The sequence below is a fragment of the Pseudomonas antarctica genome, from assembly GCF_001647715.1.
Lineage (GTDB): Bacteria > Pseudomonadota > Gammaproteobacteria > Pseudomonadales > Pseudomonadaceae > Aquipseudomonas > Aquipseudomonas antarctica_A.
This window is the reverse complement of the sequence record NZ_CP015600.1, coordinates 1,029,751-1,047,176: the sequence shown is the minus strand read 5'-3', so window position 1 is coordinate 1,047,176 and position 17,426 is coordinate 1,029,751. Positions and strand designations below refer to the sequence as shown.

The 17,426-nt window shown below is 59.2% G+C and carries 16 protein-coding genes; 6 read left to right on the top strand and 10 right to left on the bottom strand.

Features of this window, described 5'->3' with window-relative positions; translation table 11 throughout:
• The first annotated feature begins 177 nt into the window (after nt 1-177).
• The 5 genes from A7J50_RS04480 to A7J50_RS04460 all read left to right on the top strand — a co-directional run bounded on the left by A7J50_RS04480 (nt 178) and on the right by A7J50_RS04460 (nt 3,678).
• Nucleotides 178-1,671, top strand: a complete 1,494-nt coding sequence (locus A7J50_RS04480) for an RNA polymerase factor sigma-54 (RefSeq protein ID WP_064450721.1) — start codon at nt 178-180, stop codon at nt 1,669-1,671.
• Between the two features lie 75 nt (nt 1,672-1,746).
• Nucleotides 1,747-2,052 carry a ribosome hibernation-promoting factor, HPF/YfiA family gene (gene hpf, locus A7J50_RS04475; RefSeq protein ID WP_017138237.1) on the top strand — a complete coding sequence of 102 codons (306 nt, stop codon included), beginning with the start codon at nt 1,747-1,749 and terminating at the stop codon, nt 2,050-2,052.
• Nucleotides 2,053-2,064: 12 nt separating this feature from the next.
• A complete protein-coding gene (gene ptsN, locus A7J50_RS04470) occupies nt 2,065-2,529 on the top strand; it encodes a PTS IIA-like nitrogen regulatory protein PtsN (RefSeq protein WP_064450720.1) in 465 nt (154 codons plus the stop codon).
• A gap of 2 nt (nt 2,530-2,531) precedes the next feature.
• The gene (gene rapZ, locus A7J50_RS04465) at nt 2,532-3,389 is read left to right on the top strand and encodes an RNase adapter RapZ (protein ID WP_053254418.1); all 858 of its coding nucleotides are present in this window, start codon (nt 2,532-2,534) and stop codon (nt 3,387-3,389) included.
• Nucleotides 3,390-3,405: 16 nt separating this feature from the next.
• Entirely contained in the window at nt 3,406-3,678 is a 273-nt protein-coding gene (locus tag A7J50_RS04460; protein ID WP_049709983.1) for an HPr family phosphocarrier protein, read from the top strand.
• Nucleotides 3,679-3,715: 37 nt separating this feature from the next.
• Here A7J50_RS04460 and A7J50_RS04455 read toward each other — a convergent pair whose 3' ends face one another.
• The 6 genes from A7J50_RS04455 to pmbA all read right to left on the bottom strand — a co-directional run bounded on the left by A7J50_RS04455 (nt 3,716) and on the right by pmbA (nt 8,983).
• A complete protein-coding gene (locus A7J50_RS04455) occupies nt 3,716-4,609 on the bottom strand; it encodes a ZIP family metal transporter (RefSeq protein ID WP_064450719.1) in 894 nt (297 codons plus the stop codon).
• Nucleotides 4,610-4,640: 31 nt separating this feature from the next.
• A complete protein-coding gene (locus A7J50_RS04450; RefSeq protein WP_064450718.1) occupies nt 4,641-5,252 on the bottom strand; it encodes a superoxide dismutase in 612 nt (203 codons plus the stop codon).
• A gap of 1 nt (nt 5,253) precedes the next feature.
• Nucleotides 5,254-5,697, bottom strand: coding sequence for a hypothetical protein (locus A7J50_RS04445; RefSeq protein ID WP_064450717.1), 444 nt, complete (start codon nt 5,695-5,697; stop codon nt 5,254-5,256).
• 27 nt (nt 5,698-5,724) lie between these two features.
• Complete coding sequence (locus A7J50_RS04440; protein ID WP_064450716.1) at nt 5,725-7,101, bottom strand: class II fumarate hydratase; 1,377 nt, start codon at nt 7,099-7,101, stop codon at nt 5,725-5,727.
• The gene (locus A7J50_RS04435) at nt 7,094-7,489 is read right to left on the bottom strand and encodes a hypothetical protein (protein WP_064450715.1); all 396 of its coding nucleotides are present in this window, start codon (nt 7,487-7,489) and stop codon (nt 7,094-7,096) included. Before A7J50_RS04435 ends, A7J50_RS04440 begins: the two co-directional genes overlap by 8 nt.
• Before the next feature lie 147 nt (nt 7,490-7,636).
• Nucleotides 7,637-8,983: a metalloprotease PmbA gene (gene pmbA / locus A7J50_RS04430; RefSeq protein ID WP_064450714.1), complete on the bottom strand. Its 1,347-nt coding sequence runs from the start codon at nt 8,981-8,983 to the stop codon at nt 7,637-7,639.
• Nucleotides 8,984-9,091: 108 nt separating this feature from the next.
• On the opposite strand from pmbA, the gene yjgA reads away from it, so the two are divergent.
• On the top strand, nt 9,092-9,613 hold the full coding sequence (yjgA, locus tag A7J50_RS04425; RefSeq protein WP_064450713.1) for a ribosome biogenesis factor YjgA: 522 nt from the start codon (nt 9,092-9,094) through the stop codon (nt 9,611-9,613).
• Nucleotides 9,614-9,658: 45 nt separating this feature from the next.
• On the opposite strand, the gene tldD is transcribed toward yjgA, so the two are convergent.
• The 4 genes from tldD to rng all read right to left on the bottom strand — a co-directional run bounded on the left by tldD (nt 9,659) and on the right by rng (nt 17,364).
• Nucleotides 9,659-11,101 (bottom strand): metalloprotease TldD, encoded by a 1,443-nt coding sequence (gene tldD / locus A7J50_RS04420; RefSeq protein WP_064450712.1) that lies wholly within the window; start codon nt 11,099-11,101, stop codon nt 9,659-9,661.
• 16 nt (nt 11,102-11,117) lie between these two features.
• Complete coding sequence (locus A7J50_RS04415) at nt 11,118-11,966, bottom strand: carbon-nitrogen hydrolase family protein (protein WP_064450711.1); 849 nt, start codon at nt 11,964-11,966, stop codon at nt 11,118-11,120.
• Between the two features lie 48 nt (nt 11,967-12,014).
• Nucleotides 12,015-15,830, bottom strand: a complete 3,816-nt coding sequence (locus A7J50_RS04410; protein ID WP_064450710.1) for a YhdP family protein — start codon at nt 15,828-15,830, stop codon at nt 12,015-12,017.
• 76 nt (nt 15,831-15,906) lie between these two features.
• Nucleotides 15,907-17,364, bottom strand: coding sequence for a ribonuclease G (rng, locus tag A7J50_RS04405; RefSeq protein ID WP_053254407.1), 1,458 nt, complete (start codon nt 17,362-17,364; stop codon nt 15,907-15,909).
• Between the last annotated feature and the right edge of the window lie 62 nt (nt 17,365-17,426).

The following is a 17,426-nucleotide window of genomic DNA, read 5'->3' as shown; positions in this document are numbered from 1 at the left end:
GGTGTCTGGCCGTTCGCCAAAGCGCGCGGGAGTCAATAAAAACCTCCGGTTTTTTATTGTTACCGCGCTCTAGGCAAAGCCCCCGACATCAGGCATATAATTTGCTTATGTTTGGCGCTCACGCGCCCTGTCGTGGATGGCGCATTGCGCCGGCGAATAAGGTGTTAAGCCCCTGCCATGAAACCATCGCTAGTCCTGAGAATGGGCCAGCAGCTGACGATGACACCGCAGCTGCAACAGGCCATCCGCCTGCTCCAATTGTCGACCCTGGACCTGCAACAGGAAATCCAGGAGGCCCTGGAGTCCAATCCGATGCTCGAACGCCAGGAAGAAGGCGACGACTTCGATAATGCAGACCCGCTGGCCGACAACATCGAGCAAAAACCCAATTCCGACGTGCAGGAACCTTCCTATCAGGAAACCGCCCCTACGGTGGACAACCTTGAGGAAGGCGAATGGAACGAACGCATTCCCAACGAGCTTCCGGTAGACACCGCCTGGGAAGACGTTTACCAGACCAGCGCCAGCAGCCTGCCCAGCAATGATGATGACGAGTGGGATTTCACCACCCGCACCTCCGTCGGCGAGAGCTTGCAGAGCCATTTGCTGTGGCAATTGAACCTGGCGCCGATGTCCGACACCGATCGCCTGATCGCCGTGACCCTGATCGACTGCATCAATAACCAGGGTTATCTGGACGAGACTCTCGAAGAGATCCTTGAGGCTTTCGATCCGGAACTGGACATCGAACTGGACGAAATCGAAGCCGTCCTGCACCGCATCCAGCAGTTCGAGCCCGCCGGTATCGGCGCGCGCACGCTGAGTGAGTGCCTGTTGCTGCAACTGCGCCAACTGCCTGCCAAGACCCCGTGGCTCGCCGAAGCCCAGCGCCTGGTCACCGACTACATCGACCTGCTGGGCAGCCGCGACTACAGCCAGCTGATGCGCCGTATGAAGCTCAAGGAAGACGACCTGCGCCAGGTCATCGAGCTGGTGCAGAGCCTTAACCCTCGCCCGGGCTCGCAGATCGAGTCCAGCGAAGCCGAATATGTCGTTCCCGATGTGATCGTGCGCAAAGACAACGAACGTTGGCTGGTGGAGCTGAACCAGGAGTCGGTGCCTCGTCTGCGGGTCAACCCGCAATACGCAGGTTTTGTGCGCCGTGCCGATACCAGCGCCGATAACACCTTCATGCGCAACCAGTTGCAGGAAGCGCGCTGGTTCATCAAGAGCCTGCAAAGCCGCAACGAAACCCTGATGAAAGTGGCCACTCAGATCGTCGAGCATCAACGCGGCTTCCTGGAATACGGCGACGAGGCCATGAAACCCCTGGTCCTGCACGATATCGCCGAAGCGGTAGGCATGCATGAATCGACAATTTCCAGGGTGACCACACAGAAATTCATGCATACCCCACGGGGTATTTATGAGCTGAAATACTTTTTCTCCAGCCACGTAAGCACCTCCGAAGGCGGCGAATGCTCGTCCACGGCGATCCGCGCGATCATCAAAAAACTGGTTGCCGCGGAAAATCAGAAAAAGCCGTTGAGTGACAGCAAGATCGCTGGTTTACTGGAGGCACAAGGCATTCAGGTCGCCCGTCGAACCGTCGCCAAGTACCGCGAGTCCCTCGGGATCGCGCCTTCCAGCGAGCGTAAGCGTTTGATGTGACGGGCGGGCCATAGCGTTCCAGTGGCAGGCGCTTTTGCCTGTCGCTTTATGCACTGGCAACGAAGGAGAAGCTGTATGCAAGTCAACATCAGTGGACACCATGTAGAAGTCACCCCTCCATTGCGCGAATATGTCGAGCAGAAGCTGAAACGACTCGAGGGTCATTTCGACAAGATCACCAATGTGCAGGTCATCATGAAGGTCGATAAGCTTCAGCAGAAAATTGAAGCGACCTTGCAGATACCCGGTGGCGAAGTGGTCGCCAATGCCGAGCATGAAGACATGTATGCATCGATCGATGCCTTGACTGACAAGCTTGACCGCCAACTTAAAAAGCATAAGGAAAAGCAGCAGAGCCTTCTTCAAGGCACTGGCCGCTAACACTCCCCACCCATGATTCGACTTGAAACCATCCTGACCCCCGGCCGTTCCCTCGTGAACGTGCCGGGCGGCAGCAAAAAGAAAGCACTCGAACAAATTGCCAAGCTGATCAGCCACGAAGTGCCTGAACTGGATGAGCAAGTTGTCTATGAGGCGCTGATTGCCCGTGAAAAACTCGGTTCAACCGGTTTTGGTAACGGCATCGCCATTCCCCATTGCCGCCTGCAAGGCTGTGAGTCTCCAGTCAGCGCCCTGCTGCACATGGAAAAACCTATTGATTTCGACGCCATCGACGGTGCCCCGGTCGACCTGCTGTTCGTCCTGCTGGTCCCGCAAGCCGCCACCGATGCGCACCTGGAACTGCTCCGGCAGATCGCCAGCATGCTCGACCGCAAGGAAGTACGCGACAAACTGCGCAGTGCCAACAGCAATGAGGCGCTCTATCAGGTTGTCCTGGATGAACAAAACGGGCAGTAATCATGCGTTTGATCATCGTCAGCGGCCGCTCCGGCTCGGGTAAAAGCACCGCCCTCAACGTCCTTGAGGACAACGGATTTTATTGCATCGACAACCTGCCCGCCGGTTTGCTGCCGGAGTTGGCGGAACGTGCACTGATCCACACCGAACTGGCGCAGCCTCTGGTTGCCGTCTCGATTGACGCCCGAAACCTGCCCAGCCATCTTCAGCGCTTCCCGCAATTGCTTGAGGAAGTACGCGCCAAGCATATTAATTGCGATGTGCTCTACCTGGACGCCGATGAGGAGACGCTGCTCAAGCGCTTCTCCGAAACCCGTCGACGCCACCCCCTCAGCAGCCCTCACCGCTCGCTGGCCGAAGCCATCGAGGACGAGACCACGCTGCTGGGACCGATCATTGACCTCGCCGATCTCAAGATCAACACCACCGGCCTGAACCTGTATCAATTGCGTGATGCGATCAAGCTGCGCTTGTTGAATCAGCCGGAGCCTGGCACCGCATTTCTGGTCGAGTCATTTGGCTTCAAGCGTGGGATGCCGGTGGATGCAGACCTGGTGTTTGATGTGCGCTGCCTGCCCAATCCTTACTGGAAGCCGGAGTTGCGTGATCAGTCAGGCCTTGATCAACCGGTGGCCGAGTACCTGGCTGCACAGCCGGATGTCGAGGAGATGTTCCAGGACATCTCCAGCTACCTGCTCAAATGGTTGCCGCGCTTTGCGGCAAGCAATCGGGCCTATGTCACCATTGCCATCGGCTGCACCGGCGGCCACCATCGCTCGGTCTACCTGACCGAACGCCTGGGCCAGGTGCTGCAACAAACCCTCAAGAACGTTCAGGTTCGCCACCGCGACCTTAGCTGAAAGGAACACCCCCGCGATGCCCGCTCTGGAAATTGAAATCATCAACAAGCTGGGCCTGCACGCCCGCGCTTCAGCTAAATTTGTCGGTGTTGCCGGGCAGTTTCCTTGCCAGATCCGCGCCGGGCGCACTCCGGAATCCATGGTCGACGGTAAAAGTATTATGGCCATGATGATGCTGGCCGCCGGCAAGGGCACCAAGATTCATTTAAAGACGGAAGGCGAACAAGAGCAGGAAGCGATGGACGCGCTGGTGAAGCTGATCAATAACTTCTTTGATGAGGGTGAGTAAACTCACCCTTTGAGGCGGGTGTGAGGCTGCAATGGCCTCACCCTAAAGCAGTATCCATCACCATCATCAAACAGAACCCGACGCACAACCCCAGGCTGGCAAGCTTTTCGTGACCATTACGGCGCGACTCGGGGATCACTTCGTGCGTCACCACCAGCAACATCGCCCCAGCCGCCAGCGCGAGCCCCAGCGGCAACAAAACCTCCGCCAGGCTCACCAACCACGCACACAGCACAGCAAATACCGGTTCAACCAGGCCCGACGCCGCGCCGATCAGGAACGCTTTGACTCGCGACATCCCCGCCCCGGCCAAGACCAGTGCGATCACTAAACCTTCCGGTACGTCCTGCAGGGCAATCCCCATGGCCAAGCTGTCGGCATCCGGCATTCCTCCACCTGCCGAAACGCCTACCGCCATGCCTTCCGGAATGTTGTGCGCAATAATGGCAAATACGAATAGCCAGATGCGTGGGGGAATCACCGGTTTATCCGGCGTGCCCACCAGCATCTCCGGGTTAGCGCCTGATACCTTGCGGTCGACCAGATAAAGACCGAACGCCCCGAGCATGATCCCGAAGCTGATCAAACCACTCGCGCCCCAAGGCGAAAGCCCAAGGCTTTGGGCTGCTGCAATGCCCGGCACGATCAGCGAAAAGGCCGTCGCCGCCAACATTACCCCGGCACCAAAGCCCAGCAAGGTATCGCTCAGCGCCACCGGCATCCGGCGAATCACCAACACCGGCACCGCGCCCAGTGCCGTGCCGAGCGCGCAGATCGCGCCGCCCTGCAAGGCACGCAAGATACGCGGTTCAAGGTCCAGCCAGGTCAGCCCGTGTGCCACCAGCAACGCAGTCCCTGCCAATAGCAGCAGCGAGCCAAACGCGTAACGAAACATTCGCCCACTGCTGATCGCCAGTGTTTCAGTGCCCATAGTCGGCCTTAGATCTTGTTATAAATAAATGTCAGGCCACGGCGGCCTGGTAGCGTGCAGCGACTTCCGGCCAATGGATGACGCTATAGAAGGCATTGATGTATTCCGGGCGACGGTTCTGGTAGCGCAGGTAGTAAGCGTGCTCCCACACGTCCAGACCCAGGATCGGCGTGTTGCCGCTCATCAGCGGGCTGTCCTGGTTACCGCTGCTTTCCACCACCAGGGTCTTTTGCGGGGTAACGCTCAGCCAGGCCCAGCCGCTGCCAAACCGGGTCAAGGCCGCTTTGGTAAAGGCCTCCTTGAAACTGTCGAAGCCACCCAATTGCTCGTCGATGGCTTTGGCTAACGCACCTTCTGGCTTGCCACCGCCCTTCGGCGACATCACCGCCCAGAACAACGAGTGATTAGCATGACCGCCGCCCTGGTTGATGACTGCAGCACGCAATTTTTCCGGCAATTGCTGAACGCTGGACACCAGTTTCTCAACCGGCCAGCCGGCGAACTCGGTGCCTTCGACCGCTGCATTCAGGTTATTGATGTAGGTCTGGTGATGCTTGGTGTAGTGAATTTCCATGGTTTGCGCATCGATATGCGGCTCCAGGGCATCGTAGGCATAAGGCAAGGCCGGCAAGGTGTAGGACATATCAATGTGCTCCGTAATAGGGGCTGCTGGGGGTCGACGTACCCGGTTGCGCAGCAGTGCCACCCAGCAAGCGATGGGTACGCGGGTACTCGCCGTGATCGCTGATGAAATTCAACAGCTCGACATAAGTTTTGCTGCTCTGGCGCAGCGCCGCCTCGCGTAATTGCGGGCTCATGCGCGGGTCTTGCAGGGTCTGCAGCAGGCGCTGGTGGATAGCACAAAGGTATTCCGCGCTTTCTTCAGGCTGGTTCAGGCGCAGGTGCAGGTCCGCCAGGTTGTGATGGGAAATGACGCAGGCCGCCACTGCTTCGTCGGCATCCGCCCAACGCTCGAATAACACTTGAGCCAGGGCCAGGGCTTGCAAATAGGCTTCGCGAGCGTCGACCAGCTCGCCTTGCATAAAGCAGCGATTGGCCCGTTCGATCGTGCGTTTCCAATGCTCCATGGTGAACCTCCAAAGCAGAGTCGGTGATTACACGCCGCCGGCTGTGAGCTTTTCCGGATCCAACAGGATTTCCAGTTGGCTACGTGGCAAGTCGGTGTGCTCGAGGGCGACATCAATCACCGGGCGGCCTTGCTGATAAGCCTTCTTGGCAATTTCAGCGGCTTTTTGGTAACCAATGATCGGGTTGAGTGCAGTGACCAGGATCGGGTTACGCGACAGCGCTTCCTTGAGCTTGGCCTCATTGACCTTGAAGCTGGCGATCGCCTTGTCGGCCAGCAGCCGGCTGGAGTTGGCCAGTAGTTCAAGGCTGCTGAGCAGGTTCTGGGCAATGATCGGCAACATCACGTTCAGTTCGAAGTTACCGGACTGGCCGGCGACGGTAATGACCGTGTCATTGCCAATAACTTGGGCGGCGACCATGGCGGTCGCTTCCGGGATCACCGGATTGACCTTGCCCGGCATGATCGAAGAGCCTGGCTGCAGGCCTTCCAGCTCGATTTCACCCAACCCGGCCAATGGGCCGGAGTTCATCCAGCGCAGGTCGTTGGCGATTTTCATCAGCGACACGGCGGTGGCTTTCAGTTGGCCGGAGACAGCGACGGCGGTGTCCTGTGAGCCGATCAATGCGAACAGGTTTTTGCCCGGCGTGAATTTCACGCCGGTGAGGCTGCTCAGTTGCTGGCTGAAACGGGCCGCAAATTCCGGGTGTGCGTTGACCCCGGTGCCGACCGCCGTGCCGCCCTGGGCCAACGCCTGCAAGCTCGGCAGCAGGTCCTGCAAGTGACCGATATTGGCCTTGAGCTGTTGCGCCCAGCCATTGAGCACCTGGCTCATGCGCACGGGCATCGCGTCCATCAGGTGCGTGCGGCCGGTCTTGATGAAGGGGTGGACTTGTTCAGCCTTGTGTTCAATCACCTGAACCAAGTGCAGCAGGGCCGGCAAGGTTTGCTCATGCAGGACCAGCGCTGCGCTGACGTGAATGGTGGTGGGAATGATGTCGTTGCTGCTTTGGCCGCAGTTCACGTGGTCATTGGGGTTGACCGGCTCGCCCAGCAGGCGTGTGGCCAGGGTCGCAATGACTTCGTTGGCGTTCATATTGGAACTGGTGCCGGAGCCGGTCTGGAAGATATCCACCGGGAAGTGCGGCATGAAATCGCCTTCGAGCAAGCCTTGGGCAGCGTCGACAATGGCCTTGCCCTGCCCTTCGCTGATTTGCTTAAGGTCGACGTTAGCCTTGGCAGCGGCAGCTTTGGCCAGGATCAGTGCGCGAATGAATTGCGCCGGCATGCGTTGGTTGCTGATCGGGAAATTATTCACCGCGCGCTGGGTTTGCGCACCATACAAGGCCTCGGCAGGTACTTGCAGTTCGCCCATGCTGTCGCGTTCGATACGGGTGTTACTCATCGGAAGATCCTTGCACCAGGTCAGAAACAGAAAGGGAAGGCAGCAATTCACAGGTCGCCAATTGCCAGGCAAAGGTCTGCCAGCGCTTGAGGCGGCAGGCGCAGTGGGAAAGTTTTTCCATGTCGCGTAATGGACGCCACGCCTGGTCCAGACACATGGATCGCCAGTGCCAGGGCAAGGCAATATCGCTGGCGGTGTCGATCAGCAGGTGGAAGGAGGTTTCAGCGATCGTCCACGGATGGGTCGCGGTGCAGCACGCCAGGTATCGACCTTCATTGAGGTAATGTTCAATCAGGCGAGGTTCGTTTGGATCGAGGCCGCAGCGAATCTGACGACTCATCCAGCGCCAGCTCTCCAGGTAAGGATCCTCATGCAGGACAGAACTCATGGTCCACACTCACTCGATAATGAGATTTATTATTAAATGATATTAAGAATCAAAACAAGAGCGGCACGTCAATCCGCTAATGGCTCAGCCACAAAAAAGGCGCGCCATCGATAAGATGGCGCGCCTTTTTCGTTAACCTCCTAGGGGTTAGCTGCCAGCGACAGTCATCCGCTCGATCAATACAGAACCCGTGCGAATGTTACTGCGCAGTTCCAGGTCATTACCCACTGCGACGATCTGCTTGAACATATCGCGCATGTTGCCAGCGATGGTCACTTCCTGAACGGCGAATTGAATTTCACCGTTTTCCACCCAGAAACCTGCCGCGCCGCGTGAATAATCACCGGTAACCATATTCAGGCCACTGCCCATCAATTCGGTCACCAGCAAGCCGCGACCCATGCGACGCAACAGCGCCGCCTGATCTTCGTCGCCATGGGTGACGAACAGGTTGTGCACGCCACCGGAGTTGGCTGTGCTTGGCAGGCCAAGCTTGCGGCCGGCGTAAGTGCCCAGTACGTACGACACCAACTCACCCTTCTCGACAAACGGCTTGGCATAAGTGGCCAGGCCATCACCGTCGAACGCTGAGCTGCCCATGGCACGCATCAGGTGCGGGCGTTCATCGATGGTCAACCACTCAGGGAACAGTTTCTGGCCGATAGCGCCTTCAAGAAACGAAGACTTGCGGTACAGGTTGCCGCCGGAAATCGCGCCCAGGAAACTGCCGAACAAGCCACCGGCCAGTTCAGCCGAAAACAGCACCGGCACTTCGCAAGTCGGTACCGGGCGGGCGCCCAGACGGCTTGCTGCACGTTGCGCCGCGCGCTGGCCGATGCTGGCTGGGTCGGCCAACAATTCGCCCTGGCGGCTTACGTCATACCAATAGTCGCGCTGCATCTGGCCGTTGGCTTCGGCGATCATCACACAGCTCAAGCTATGGCGAGTGGAGGCGTAACCGCCGATAAAGCCATGGCTGTTGCCATATACGCGACAGCCTTGATGCGTGCTCAACGTAGTGCCGTCAGCGTTTTTAATGCGGGGATCGGCATCAAATGCCGCCGCTTCGCAAGTCAACGCCAGTTCGATTGCCTGTTCGGGCGTGATATCCCAGGCGTGAAAAAGATCGAAATCCTTTAAGTCCTTGGCCATCAGCGCCTTATCTGCCAGGCCCGAGCTTTCATCTTCGGAGGTGTGCTTGGCAATTGCCAACGCCGCGGCGACAGTCTCGCGAATCGCTTCCGGCCCACTGGCCGAGGTACTGGCCGACCCTTTGCGCTGCCCCACATACAATGTGATGCCAAACCCCTGGTCGCGGTTGAATTCGACGGTTTCCACTTCCCGCTGGCGTACCGACGTCGACAGCCCCTGCTCCAGCGAGACCGCCACTTCACAGGCACTGGCCCCCTGGCGCTTGGCCTCGGCAAGGATCTGCTCGACTTGTTCCTGCAGTGCCGGTAACGCTTGCGGACCGACGCTTTGGGCTGCACTCATGGTTTTCTCCACTCAAATTCTGCTTTCGGTTAAGGCCATCGAGCGACCGGGCCGGACAAGCGGCCCCCGACTGGTTATCATGGCGGCGTTTCTTTGCGGACTGCCACCATGGTTGATTCTTACGACGACTCCCTCGATGGGGAGAAAAGCAAAACCCAGGTCAAACGCGAGCTGCATGCTCTGGTTGATCTTGGCGAGCGCCTTACAACGCTCAAGCCTGACTTGGTTGCAAAACTGCCACTGACCGACGAAATGCGCCGGGCCCTGGCTGATGCGCCTAAGCACACCGCGAATATCGCGCGTAAACGGCACATCATGTTTATCGGCAAACTGATGCGCGATCAGGACACTGACGCCATTCTGACCTTGCTCGATCAACTCGATGCCTCCACTCGCCAGTACAACGAACGCTTCCACAACCTGGAACGTTGGCGTGACCGCCTGATTTCGGGCGATGACGCTGTGCTGGAGAAGTTCGTGTTGGACTACCCGGACGCGGACCGCCAGCAACTGCGCTCCCTGATCCGTCAGGCCCAGCACGAACTGGCGCAAAACAAGGCTCCGGCCACCAGCCGTAAAATTTTCAAATACATCCGTGAGCTGGACGAGACTCAACGCGGCCTGCGTTGATCCTCTTCCCCGGGTGGCGTTCTGCGCCACCCGAAGCTCCGGCTCTTACGAGCCCGTGCCACCCACGGTGATCGCATCAATCTTCAAGGTTGGCTGGCCAACGCCGACTGGCACTGATTGCCCATCTTTGCCGCATGTGCCCACGCCACTGTCCAGCGACAGGTCGTTACCGACCATCGACACCTTGCTCATGGCTTCCGGCCCGTTACCAATCAACGTTGCCCCTTTGACGGGCGCGGTAATCTTGCCGTCTTCGATCAGGTACGCTTCGCTGGTGGAGAACACGAACTTACCGCTGGTGATGTCCACCTGACCACCGCCGAGGTTGGCGCAGTAGATCCCGCGTTTTACCGAAGCGATGATTTCCGCCGGATCGCTTTCGCCACCGAGCATGTAGGTGTTGGTCATACGCGGCATCGGCAGGTGCGCGTAGGACTCGCGGCGGCCGTTACCGGTACGCGCCACGCCCATCAGGCGAGCGTTGAGCTTGTCTTGCATGTAACCCTTGAGCACGCCGTTTTCAATCAGCGTGGTGCACTCGGTCGGTGTACCTTCGTCGTCGACGCTCAGCGAGCCACGGCGACCGGCCAGGGTGCCATCATCGACAATGGTGCACAGCTTGGATGCGACCATCTCGCCCATGCGCCCACTGTAGGCCGAACTGCCCTTGCGGTTGAAGTCGCCTTCCAGGCCATGGCCAACGGCTTCGTGGAGCAACACACCGGACCAGCCCGAGCCCAACACCACCGGCAATGTACCGGCCGGCGCCGGAATCGCTTCAAGGTTGACCAGTGCCTGACGCAGCGCTTCACGGGCATAGCCCATGGCACGGTCTTCAGCGAGGAAATAACGGTAGTCGGTGCGCCCACCACCACCATGACCACCACGCTCACGGCGACCGTTCTGCTCGACGATCACACTGACATTGAAACGCACCAGCGGCCGTACATCCGCCGCCAAGCCGCCGTCAGTGGACGCCACAAGGATGCGCTCCCACACACCGGCCATGCTCACGGTGACTTGCTGGATACGCGGGTCGAGGGCACGGGTGGCCGCGTCGATACGCTTGAGCAAGTCGACCTTCTCCGCACGGCTGATCACTTCCAGGGGGTTATCCGGAGCGTACAGCTGGGCCACGTCCTGGGTGCTGAACGCCTGCACCGTGCCGTTCTGGCCTGCACGGGAAATCGAGCGCGCCGCACGGGCAGCCAGGCCAAGGGCTTCAAGGGTGATAGCGTTGCTGTAGGCAAAGCCGGTCTTTTCACCGGATTGCGCCCGCACGCCCACGCCTTGATCAAGGTTGAAACTGCCTTCCTTGACAATGCCGTCTTCGAGAGCCCATGACTCCGAAATCTGGCCTTGGAAATACAGATCAGCCGCGTCGATGCCCGGCCCGGCCAGATCACCGAGCACGGTTTGCAAACTTTCGATGGTCACGCCACCGGGTGCCAGGAGGTGTTCACTGACTGAGGACAACAACTCGCTCATAGGTTTGGCCTTAAATTCATCGTTCCGAAGCAGGTCGCTGCGCGCCCTGCGAGAAAAAGCGCCGATGGTTGACCACCGGCATGCGCGCCCGTATCGACGCCTGTTCACTGCTGTCGCGTTCGGCCAACAACACCGCCTCGCCTTGATCCTGTTGGGTCAGCACTCGCCCCCAAGGGTCGACAATTGCCGCGTGGCCAAAGGTTTCCCGTGGGCCTGGATGCACACCGCCTTGAGCGGCCGCCAGCAGGTAGCACTGGGTTTCAATGGCGCGCGCGCGGATCAGTACATCCCAATGCGCGGCACCGGTCACCGCCGTGAAGGCCGAAGGCGCGGTAATCAATTCCGCCCCCGCCGCGCGCAATTCGCTATACAGCTCCGGGAACCGCAAGTCATAACACACCGTCAGGCCCAAGCGGCCCACCGGCGTATCCGCCACCACCACATTGCTCCCGAAAGCATAGTCGTCGGATTCACGATAACGACCTCGCGCGTCCGCTACGTCCACATCGAACAGGTGCAGCTTGTCGTAACGGGCAACGATTTCACCCCGATCATCGATCAGCAGCGAACAGGCGTTGGACTTGGCGTCAGGTTGGTCCTTGGGCGGCAGCGGCAAAGTGCCGGCCACTATCCATAAGGTGAGGTCGCGGGCGGTCTGTTTCAACCATGGGAGGATCGGGCCTTCGCCCAACGCTTCAGCGCGGCCAATATCGGCCACGTCACGACGCCCCATGGCAGCGAAGTTCTCAGGCAGAACTGCCAGCTTCGCACCACCTGCCGCCGCCTGCTCCAGCAAGCGCCGGGCCTGTGCCAGGTTGGCCAGCACATCACTCTGGCTGACCATTTGAATTACCGCAAAGGACATAGGCCGACACTCCGTAAAAGGCATGCGTCCATGCTACTCCACAGGCTCTCAGTTTGGCTTTTCAAATGGCTTGTCGAAGGTGATTTTGGGATCCTTCCAAGGGCCTTCCACTTTGTATTGCACACTGGCGAAGCGCGAAACACGATCACCGATCAGCTTGTCGATCAGGAACAATGCGCCACCAATGGCCGGCGCACCCACGATCAGCGCGGCAATCGGCAGGTTATTGGTGACCGGTAATGTGACCAGCAACTTGGCGTCGACACGGTCAGCCACCAGATCCAAGGTGCCATTGAGCTCCAGGTTGGTAGAGGGCCCCGTCATGGTGATCGGCTCACGGGTCACAAACACACCATTACTGGCGGCCAGCAAACCTTTGACCCGGTCATAACTCAAGCCTTTGCCGAGCAAGTCGGAAAAGTCCAGGCGTAAACGGCGGCCAATGGAGTTGAAGTTCAACAACCCAAACACCCGCAAGGCCTGGGCGCCACCATCCACCTCAACAAACTGACCTTTGCGGAATGCGGCATCCAGACTACCGGAGAAACGCTTGGGCCCGACCCACGCCGGCGAACCCGGCCAACGACCATCCACGTCCAGGTGGAATTCATCGCTGGTTACCGTCGGCGCAAAGCCCCAGCCCTTGAGCACATCAGCGATATTCTTGCCATCCAGGCGGCCCTTGTACCAACTGCTGCTGGCACCGGGTGCACCTTCCCAGCCACCGGCGCCTTTGAGCTGCATCCCCTTGAGGCCCAAGTCCAGGTTGTTGAAGGCCAGGCCTTTGGCGGTCGGTCGAATCTTCAGCGACCAGGCGCCCACCAAGTCAGGCCCCTGGAACAGTTGGTTGATAGCGATATCCAGTGCAGGGATGTCTTTGGGGTCGATATCCGCCAACGGATCCGGCGCATTTTCGTCCGCCTGAACGGTAGGGTCTACGGCCGGTAATTTCACATACTGCAGGTTGATCGCAATGGGTGCGCCCTTGGCGTCCGGCAAATTTACCGCGCCTTTGGCCTGCTGACTGTCCAGCTGCAAGCCCCAGGCTGCCGGCTTACGATCAAGCTGCAAGTTGACCTGGTCAAACTGAGTACCAAAGCCGGTCAGCTTGCCCACCTTGAAGTCCGCACCACTGAGCAACTGCTTGGCACTCCCGCCGGGGTCATTACCCGCGTAGCGGTCGACCAGTTTTTTCCACGGGTCGATGTCCAGTTCAGAAAGCACACCGCGAATACGCAAGCCTTTGGCGGCAGGCAGCACGGCGTCACCATTGCCAAGGAACAGCTCCCCGCGACCGTCATTGAATTTATCCGCCGGCGCAGCAAAGGTAAAACTCGCCAGCTCGCCGTAACTGAACCAGTAACGCCGCTCGGCACCCTGCAAGGTCATGCGGAATACGCTGTCGCGGCCCTGGCTGGCGGGCATACCGAAAGGCGCCGGCAGGTCCACCGCTACGCCTTTCATATTGGAGCTGACCATCAGTTGGCTGTCCGCGCCGTCCAGGGTCAGTTGCAATTGGTAAGGAATATCGCCGGACACCGGCAACGGTTGGCTGATTTTCAACCAATCCGTCAGCCGCTTGACCGTGACCTGGCCCTTGGCAGTGACTCGCGTACTGATACTGCCCGGCTTGCCATCGGCAAGGATCTGCGCCGTGATGGGGCGATCGAACGCCTTGGCCGAGATGTTCTGGCCGCTCAGGCCTTTGGCGCTGTCGAAGCGGAAATCGCCCTTGAGCTGGGTCAGATCCAGAGTCGGCTCCGCCAATTGCAGGCGAGCCTTGTCAGTCTGAAAGTCCACGACAATATTGGGCTCGGTGCCCTTGGCCAAAGGAATGTCCAGATCCAGCTTGCCTTGCAGGTCACCTTCGCCTTTCCAACCGACGAAAGTCGAGCCAGTGCCTATTGGCGCGTCCTGGAGGATTTTCAGGCCATCGCCCAAACCACCCGCAAACCCGCCGGTGATCAGCAGATGGCTGTCCTTGCCGGCCGGCGCGTGAGGGATGTTGACATAGACGTCCTTGACCTTGGTGTCGAGCAATTGGCCCTTGCTGGCCAGGATGCGCACACCGCTCTCCTCGACAAACACTTCGCCATTAACCTTGCTCACATGGGGCCAACCCGGCTGGAACGCCAGTTCGGCGTCATGCACCTTGAAGAACAGGCTGATATTGCGCGCAGCGGGCAACGCGTCGTGGTTCAACGACCCCTGGTACTGGAAGAAACCTTGGTCCACCGCACCTTTGAGAATCGCCGTGCGCAACCATTCATCCAGTGAAGGGCTCAATACCGCCGGCAGATATTTGGGTGTGAAACGCCCATCGCCATCGACCATGCCGACCCGCAGGTCCATATAGTCTTCTTGGGCATGGTCGAAATGCAGGCGAATCAAAAAGTCTGCGGCGACCTTGCCCTCTTCGCCCAGCACCTTGATATACGGGGCGATCAGGGTGAAGCCTTCCTTATCCAGCGTCCATGTCAGGCGCGCGTTGGCCTGCATGTACTGCCAGGGCTTGGCGAAGATCGGGTACAAGTGCAAGGAAAAATCCTTGCTGTCCATGCGCAACTCGCCATGGCCAAGGTCGCCGCTGATGCTGCCGGACACATTACGCGCGGCCGGCGCGCCGAAGTACGCATCAAAGCCGATGCGCTCAAGGTTGGCGGCGAAGCTGACTTTCTGATCGGTCGTGTCCTGCGGGCGGAAATCCACCAGCACATTGCGCAGCAGGCCCGTGGCTTTCAGGTGTTCGACCGCTTTGGCAAACCCTTCCGGCAACGGCGCCAGGGCATTCAGCAGCGGGGTAATCGGGGTCAGGTCCAAACGATCGGCCTGAAGCTTCCAGGTTTCCTGTTCTTTATCGGTGGCCAGGCTTTGCTGCAATTGCAGCTGCGACTCCCAACGGGTCTCGCCGATGTTCATCGCCAGCGAATCGAACAGCACCTTCAGGCCGCTATCACTGCGCTGCAGGTAAGCGGTGAGGGCGAGGTTTTCGATATGTACCGGCTTACGGTCCGCGTAGTTGCCCTTCACCTGGGGTGAATTGAGGTGCACCACGGCGCTTTGCACGTTGCCCTTGGCCCACGTCAGCCAGAACTCCCCGCCCGCCTTCAACTGCGTGAGCTTCCATTGCTGGGTCAGCTCTGCGGGAATCCATTTGGCCCAGTCGCTTTGAGGCAGGCTGAGGTAGGCCTCGACTTCGCCCTCCTTCCATTGGCTTGCGCGAATTCGGCTACGCAGGCTCAAGGCAAGCGGCTGGCCGTCGGGCAGGGTCAAGCGTGCGTCCAGGCGTTGGCGCGAATCACCGGTGTGCAGGCTCAGGCCCACGTAGGTCAGGGTCAGCGGCGCCTCGCCGAACGGTTGCAAGGTGACTTGGCTATCCAGCAACGACACGCGCTTGACGATCTGCATGCGTGTCAGCAGTTGCTCCGGGTCCAACGGCTGGTCGTCCTGCACCGGCAGACCTTGCAGTGCCCAGTGGCCGTACTTGTCTTCCTTGACGCTCAACTGCAACCCGCTGACTTCCAGGTGAGCAATACGCACTTCACGGGCCATGAGGCTGGCCCAGATATCCGGCACCACCTCGACCTGATCCAGGCGCAAGGCGCTGTTGCCTTCGCCGACCATCACGTCGTGGGCCAGCAATACTGGCGCAAAGCCGCTCCAGCGCCCTTCCAGGCTGCCGATTTGCAGGGGCACATCCACCGCAGCCTGGGCCTTGGCTTGGATTTCGGCGCGATATTCGGCCACCAGCGGGACCAACTCACGACCCAGGCTCACGTACACCGCCGCCAACACCAGCAGTAAGGCGCACACGCCCAGGCTCCAACGGGTCAAAGCGGCAAAAAAGCGTTTCAGACGCTCCATGTCAGGCGACCCTCAAGGCAATTAGCGGACGGAAGATCAAGGTCTGCCGGTCTCGAAGAAAGAAAGCGATTGGGGATCAGAGCAGCACCACGTCGTATTGTTCCTGGGAATACATGGTTTCGACCTGGAAGCGAATCGTGCGCCCGATAAACCCCTCCAGTTCAGCAACGTTGCCCGACTCCTCATCCAGCAATCGATCGACCACTTTCTGGTTGGCGAGCACTCTATAACCTTCGGCCTGGTAAGCACGCGCCTCCCGTAAGATTTCCCGGAAAATCTCGTAGCAAACGGTTTCCGGGGTCTTCAACTTGCCGCGCCCCTGGCAACTGCTGCAAGGTTCGCACAGCACTTGCTCAAGGCTTTCGCGGGTGCGTTTGCGGGTCATCTGCACCAGGCCCAACTCGGTAATACCGATGATATTGGTCTTGGCGTGATCGCGCTCAAGCTGCTTCTCGAGCGTGCGCAGCACCTGGCGCTGGTGTTCTTCGTCTTCCATGTCGATGAAGTCGATGATGATGATGCCGCCCAGGTTGCGCAGGCGCATCTGACGCGCGATAGCGGTGGCTGCTTCGAGGTTGGTCTTGAAAATGGTTTCTTCGAGGTTGCGATGGCCAACAAATGCACCGGTGTTGACGTCGATGGTGGTCATGGCTTCCGCCGGGTCCACCACCAGGTAGCCGCCGGACTTGAGTGGCACTTTGCGTTCCAGGGCTTTCTGGATTTCGTCTTCAACGCCATACAGGTCGAAGATCGGCCGCTCACCTGGATAGTGCTCCAGGCGGTCGGCAATTTCCGGCATCAGTTCGGCAACAAACTGCGTGGTGCGCTGGAAGGTTTCCCGCGAGTCGATGCGGATTTTCTCAATCTTCGGGCTGACCAGGTCACGCAGCGTGCGCAGGGCCAGGCCCAGGTCTTCATAGATGACGCTCGGAGCACCGATGGTTTTGATCTGTGCACCGATCTGGTCCCACAAGCGCCGCAGGTAGCGAATGTCCATCAGGATTTCATCGGCGCCGGCGCCTTCTGCGGCGGTGCGCAAGATAAAACCGCCGGCTTCCTTGATGCCCTCAGCGGCCACGCAGTCGCTGACCACCTTTTTCAGGCGTTCACGCTCGGCTTCGTCTTCGATTTTCAAGGAAATGCCGACGTGGGCAGTCCGCGGCATGTACACCAGATAACGCGACGGAATTGACAGTTGCGTCGTCAAGCGAGCGCCTTTGGAGCCGATAGGGTCCTTGGTGACTTGCACCACCAGGCTCTGCCCTTCATGCACCAATGCGCTGATGCTCTCGACCGCAGGGCCTTCGCGCAGGGAGATTTCCGAAGCGTGGATAAACGCGGCACGGTCCAGGCCGATGTCAACGAACGCGGCCTGCATCCCTGGCAGTACGCGCACAACCTTGCCTTTATAGATGTTGCCAACGATCCCGCGCTTCTGGGTGCGCTCGACGTGCACTTCTTGCAGAACACCGTTTTCTACCACCGCCACGCGCGATTCCATCGGCGTGATATTGATCAGAATCTCTTCACTCATGGCTGGGTCTCGTTCAGGCGTTTTCACAATAGTGACCGATCGCTTAAGGCTTGGCGCGCAAG

Coding starts and splice junctions, on each gene's coding strand:
- hpf (WP_017138237.1), top strand. CDS start 1,747: ATGCAAGTCAACATCAGTGGACACCATGTAGAAGTCACCCCTCCATTG.
- A7J50_RS04435 (WP_064450715.1), bottom strand. CDS start 7,489: ATGAGTTCTGTCCTGCATGAGGATCCTTACCTGGAGAGCTGGCGCTGG.
- pmbA (WP_064450714.1), bottom strand. CDS start 8,983: ATGAGTGCAGCCCAAAGCGTCGGTCCGCAAGCGTTACCGGCACTGCAG.
- A7J50_RS04410 (WP_064450710.1), bottom strand. CDS start 15,830: ATGGAGCGTCTGAAACGCTTTTTTGCCGCTTTGACCCGTTGGAGCCTG.
- tldD (WP_064450712.1), bottom strand. CDS start 11,101: ATGAGCGAGTTGTTGTCCTCAGTCAGTGAACACCTCCTGGCACCCGGT.
- rapZ (WP_053254418.1), top strand. CDS start 2,532: ATGCGTTTGATCATCGTCAGCGGCCGCTCCGGCTCGGGTAAAAGCACC.
- rng (WP_053254407.1), bottom strand. CDS start 17,364: ATGAGTGAAGAGATTCTGATCAATATCACGCCGATGGAATCGCGCGTG.
- A7J50_RS04445 (WP_064450717.1), bottom strand. CDS start 5,697: ATGGAGCATTGGAAACGCACGATCGAACGGGCCAATCGCTGCTTTATG.
- yjgA (WP_064450713.1), top strand. CDS start 9,092: ATGGTTGATTCTTACGACGACTCCCTCGATGGGGAGAAAAGCAAAACC.
- A7J50_RS04480 (WP_064450721.1), top strand. CDS start 178: ATGAAACCATCGCTAGTCCTGAGAATGGGCCAGCAGCTGACGATGACA.
- A7J50_RS04450 (WP_064450718.1), bottom strand. CDS start 5,252: ATGTCCTACACCTTGCCGGCCTTGCCTTATGCCTACGATGCCCTGGAG.
- ptsN (WP_064450720.1), top strand. CDS start 2,065: ATGATTCGACTTGAAACCATCCTGACCCCCGGCCGTTCCCTCGTGAAC.
- A7J50_RS04440 (WP_064450716.1), bottom strand. CDS start 7,101: ATGAGTAACACCCGTATCGAACGCGACAGCATGGGCGAACTGCAAGTA.
- A7J50_RS04415 (WP_064450711.1), bottom strand. CDS start 11,966: ATGTCCTTTGCGGTAATTCAAATGGTCAGCCAGAGTGATGTGCTGGCC.
- A7J50_RS04455 (WP_064450719.1), bottom strand. CDS start 4,609: ATGGGCACTGAAACACTGGCGATCAGCAGTGGGCGAATGTTTCGTTAC.
- A7J50_RS04460 (WP_049709983.1), top strand. CDS start 3,406: ATGCCCGCTCTGGAAATTGAAATCATCAACAAGCTGGGCCTGCACGCC.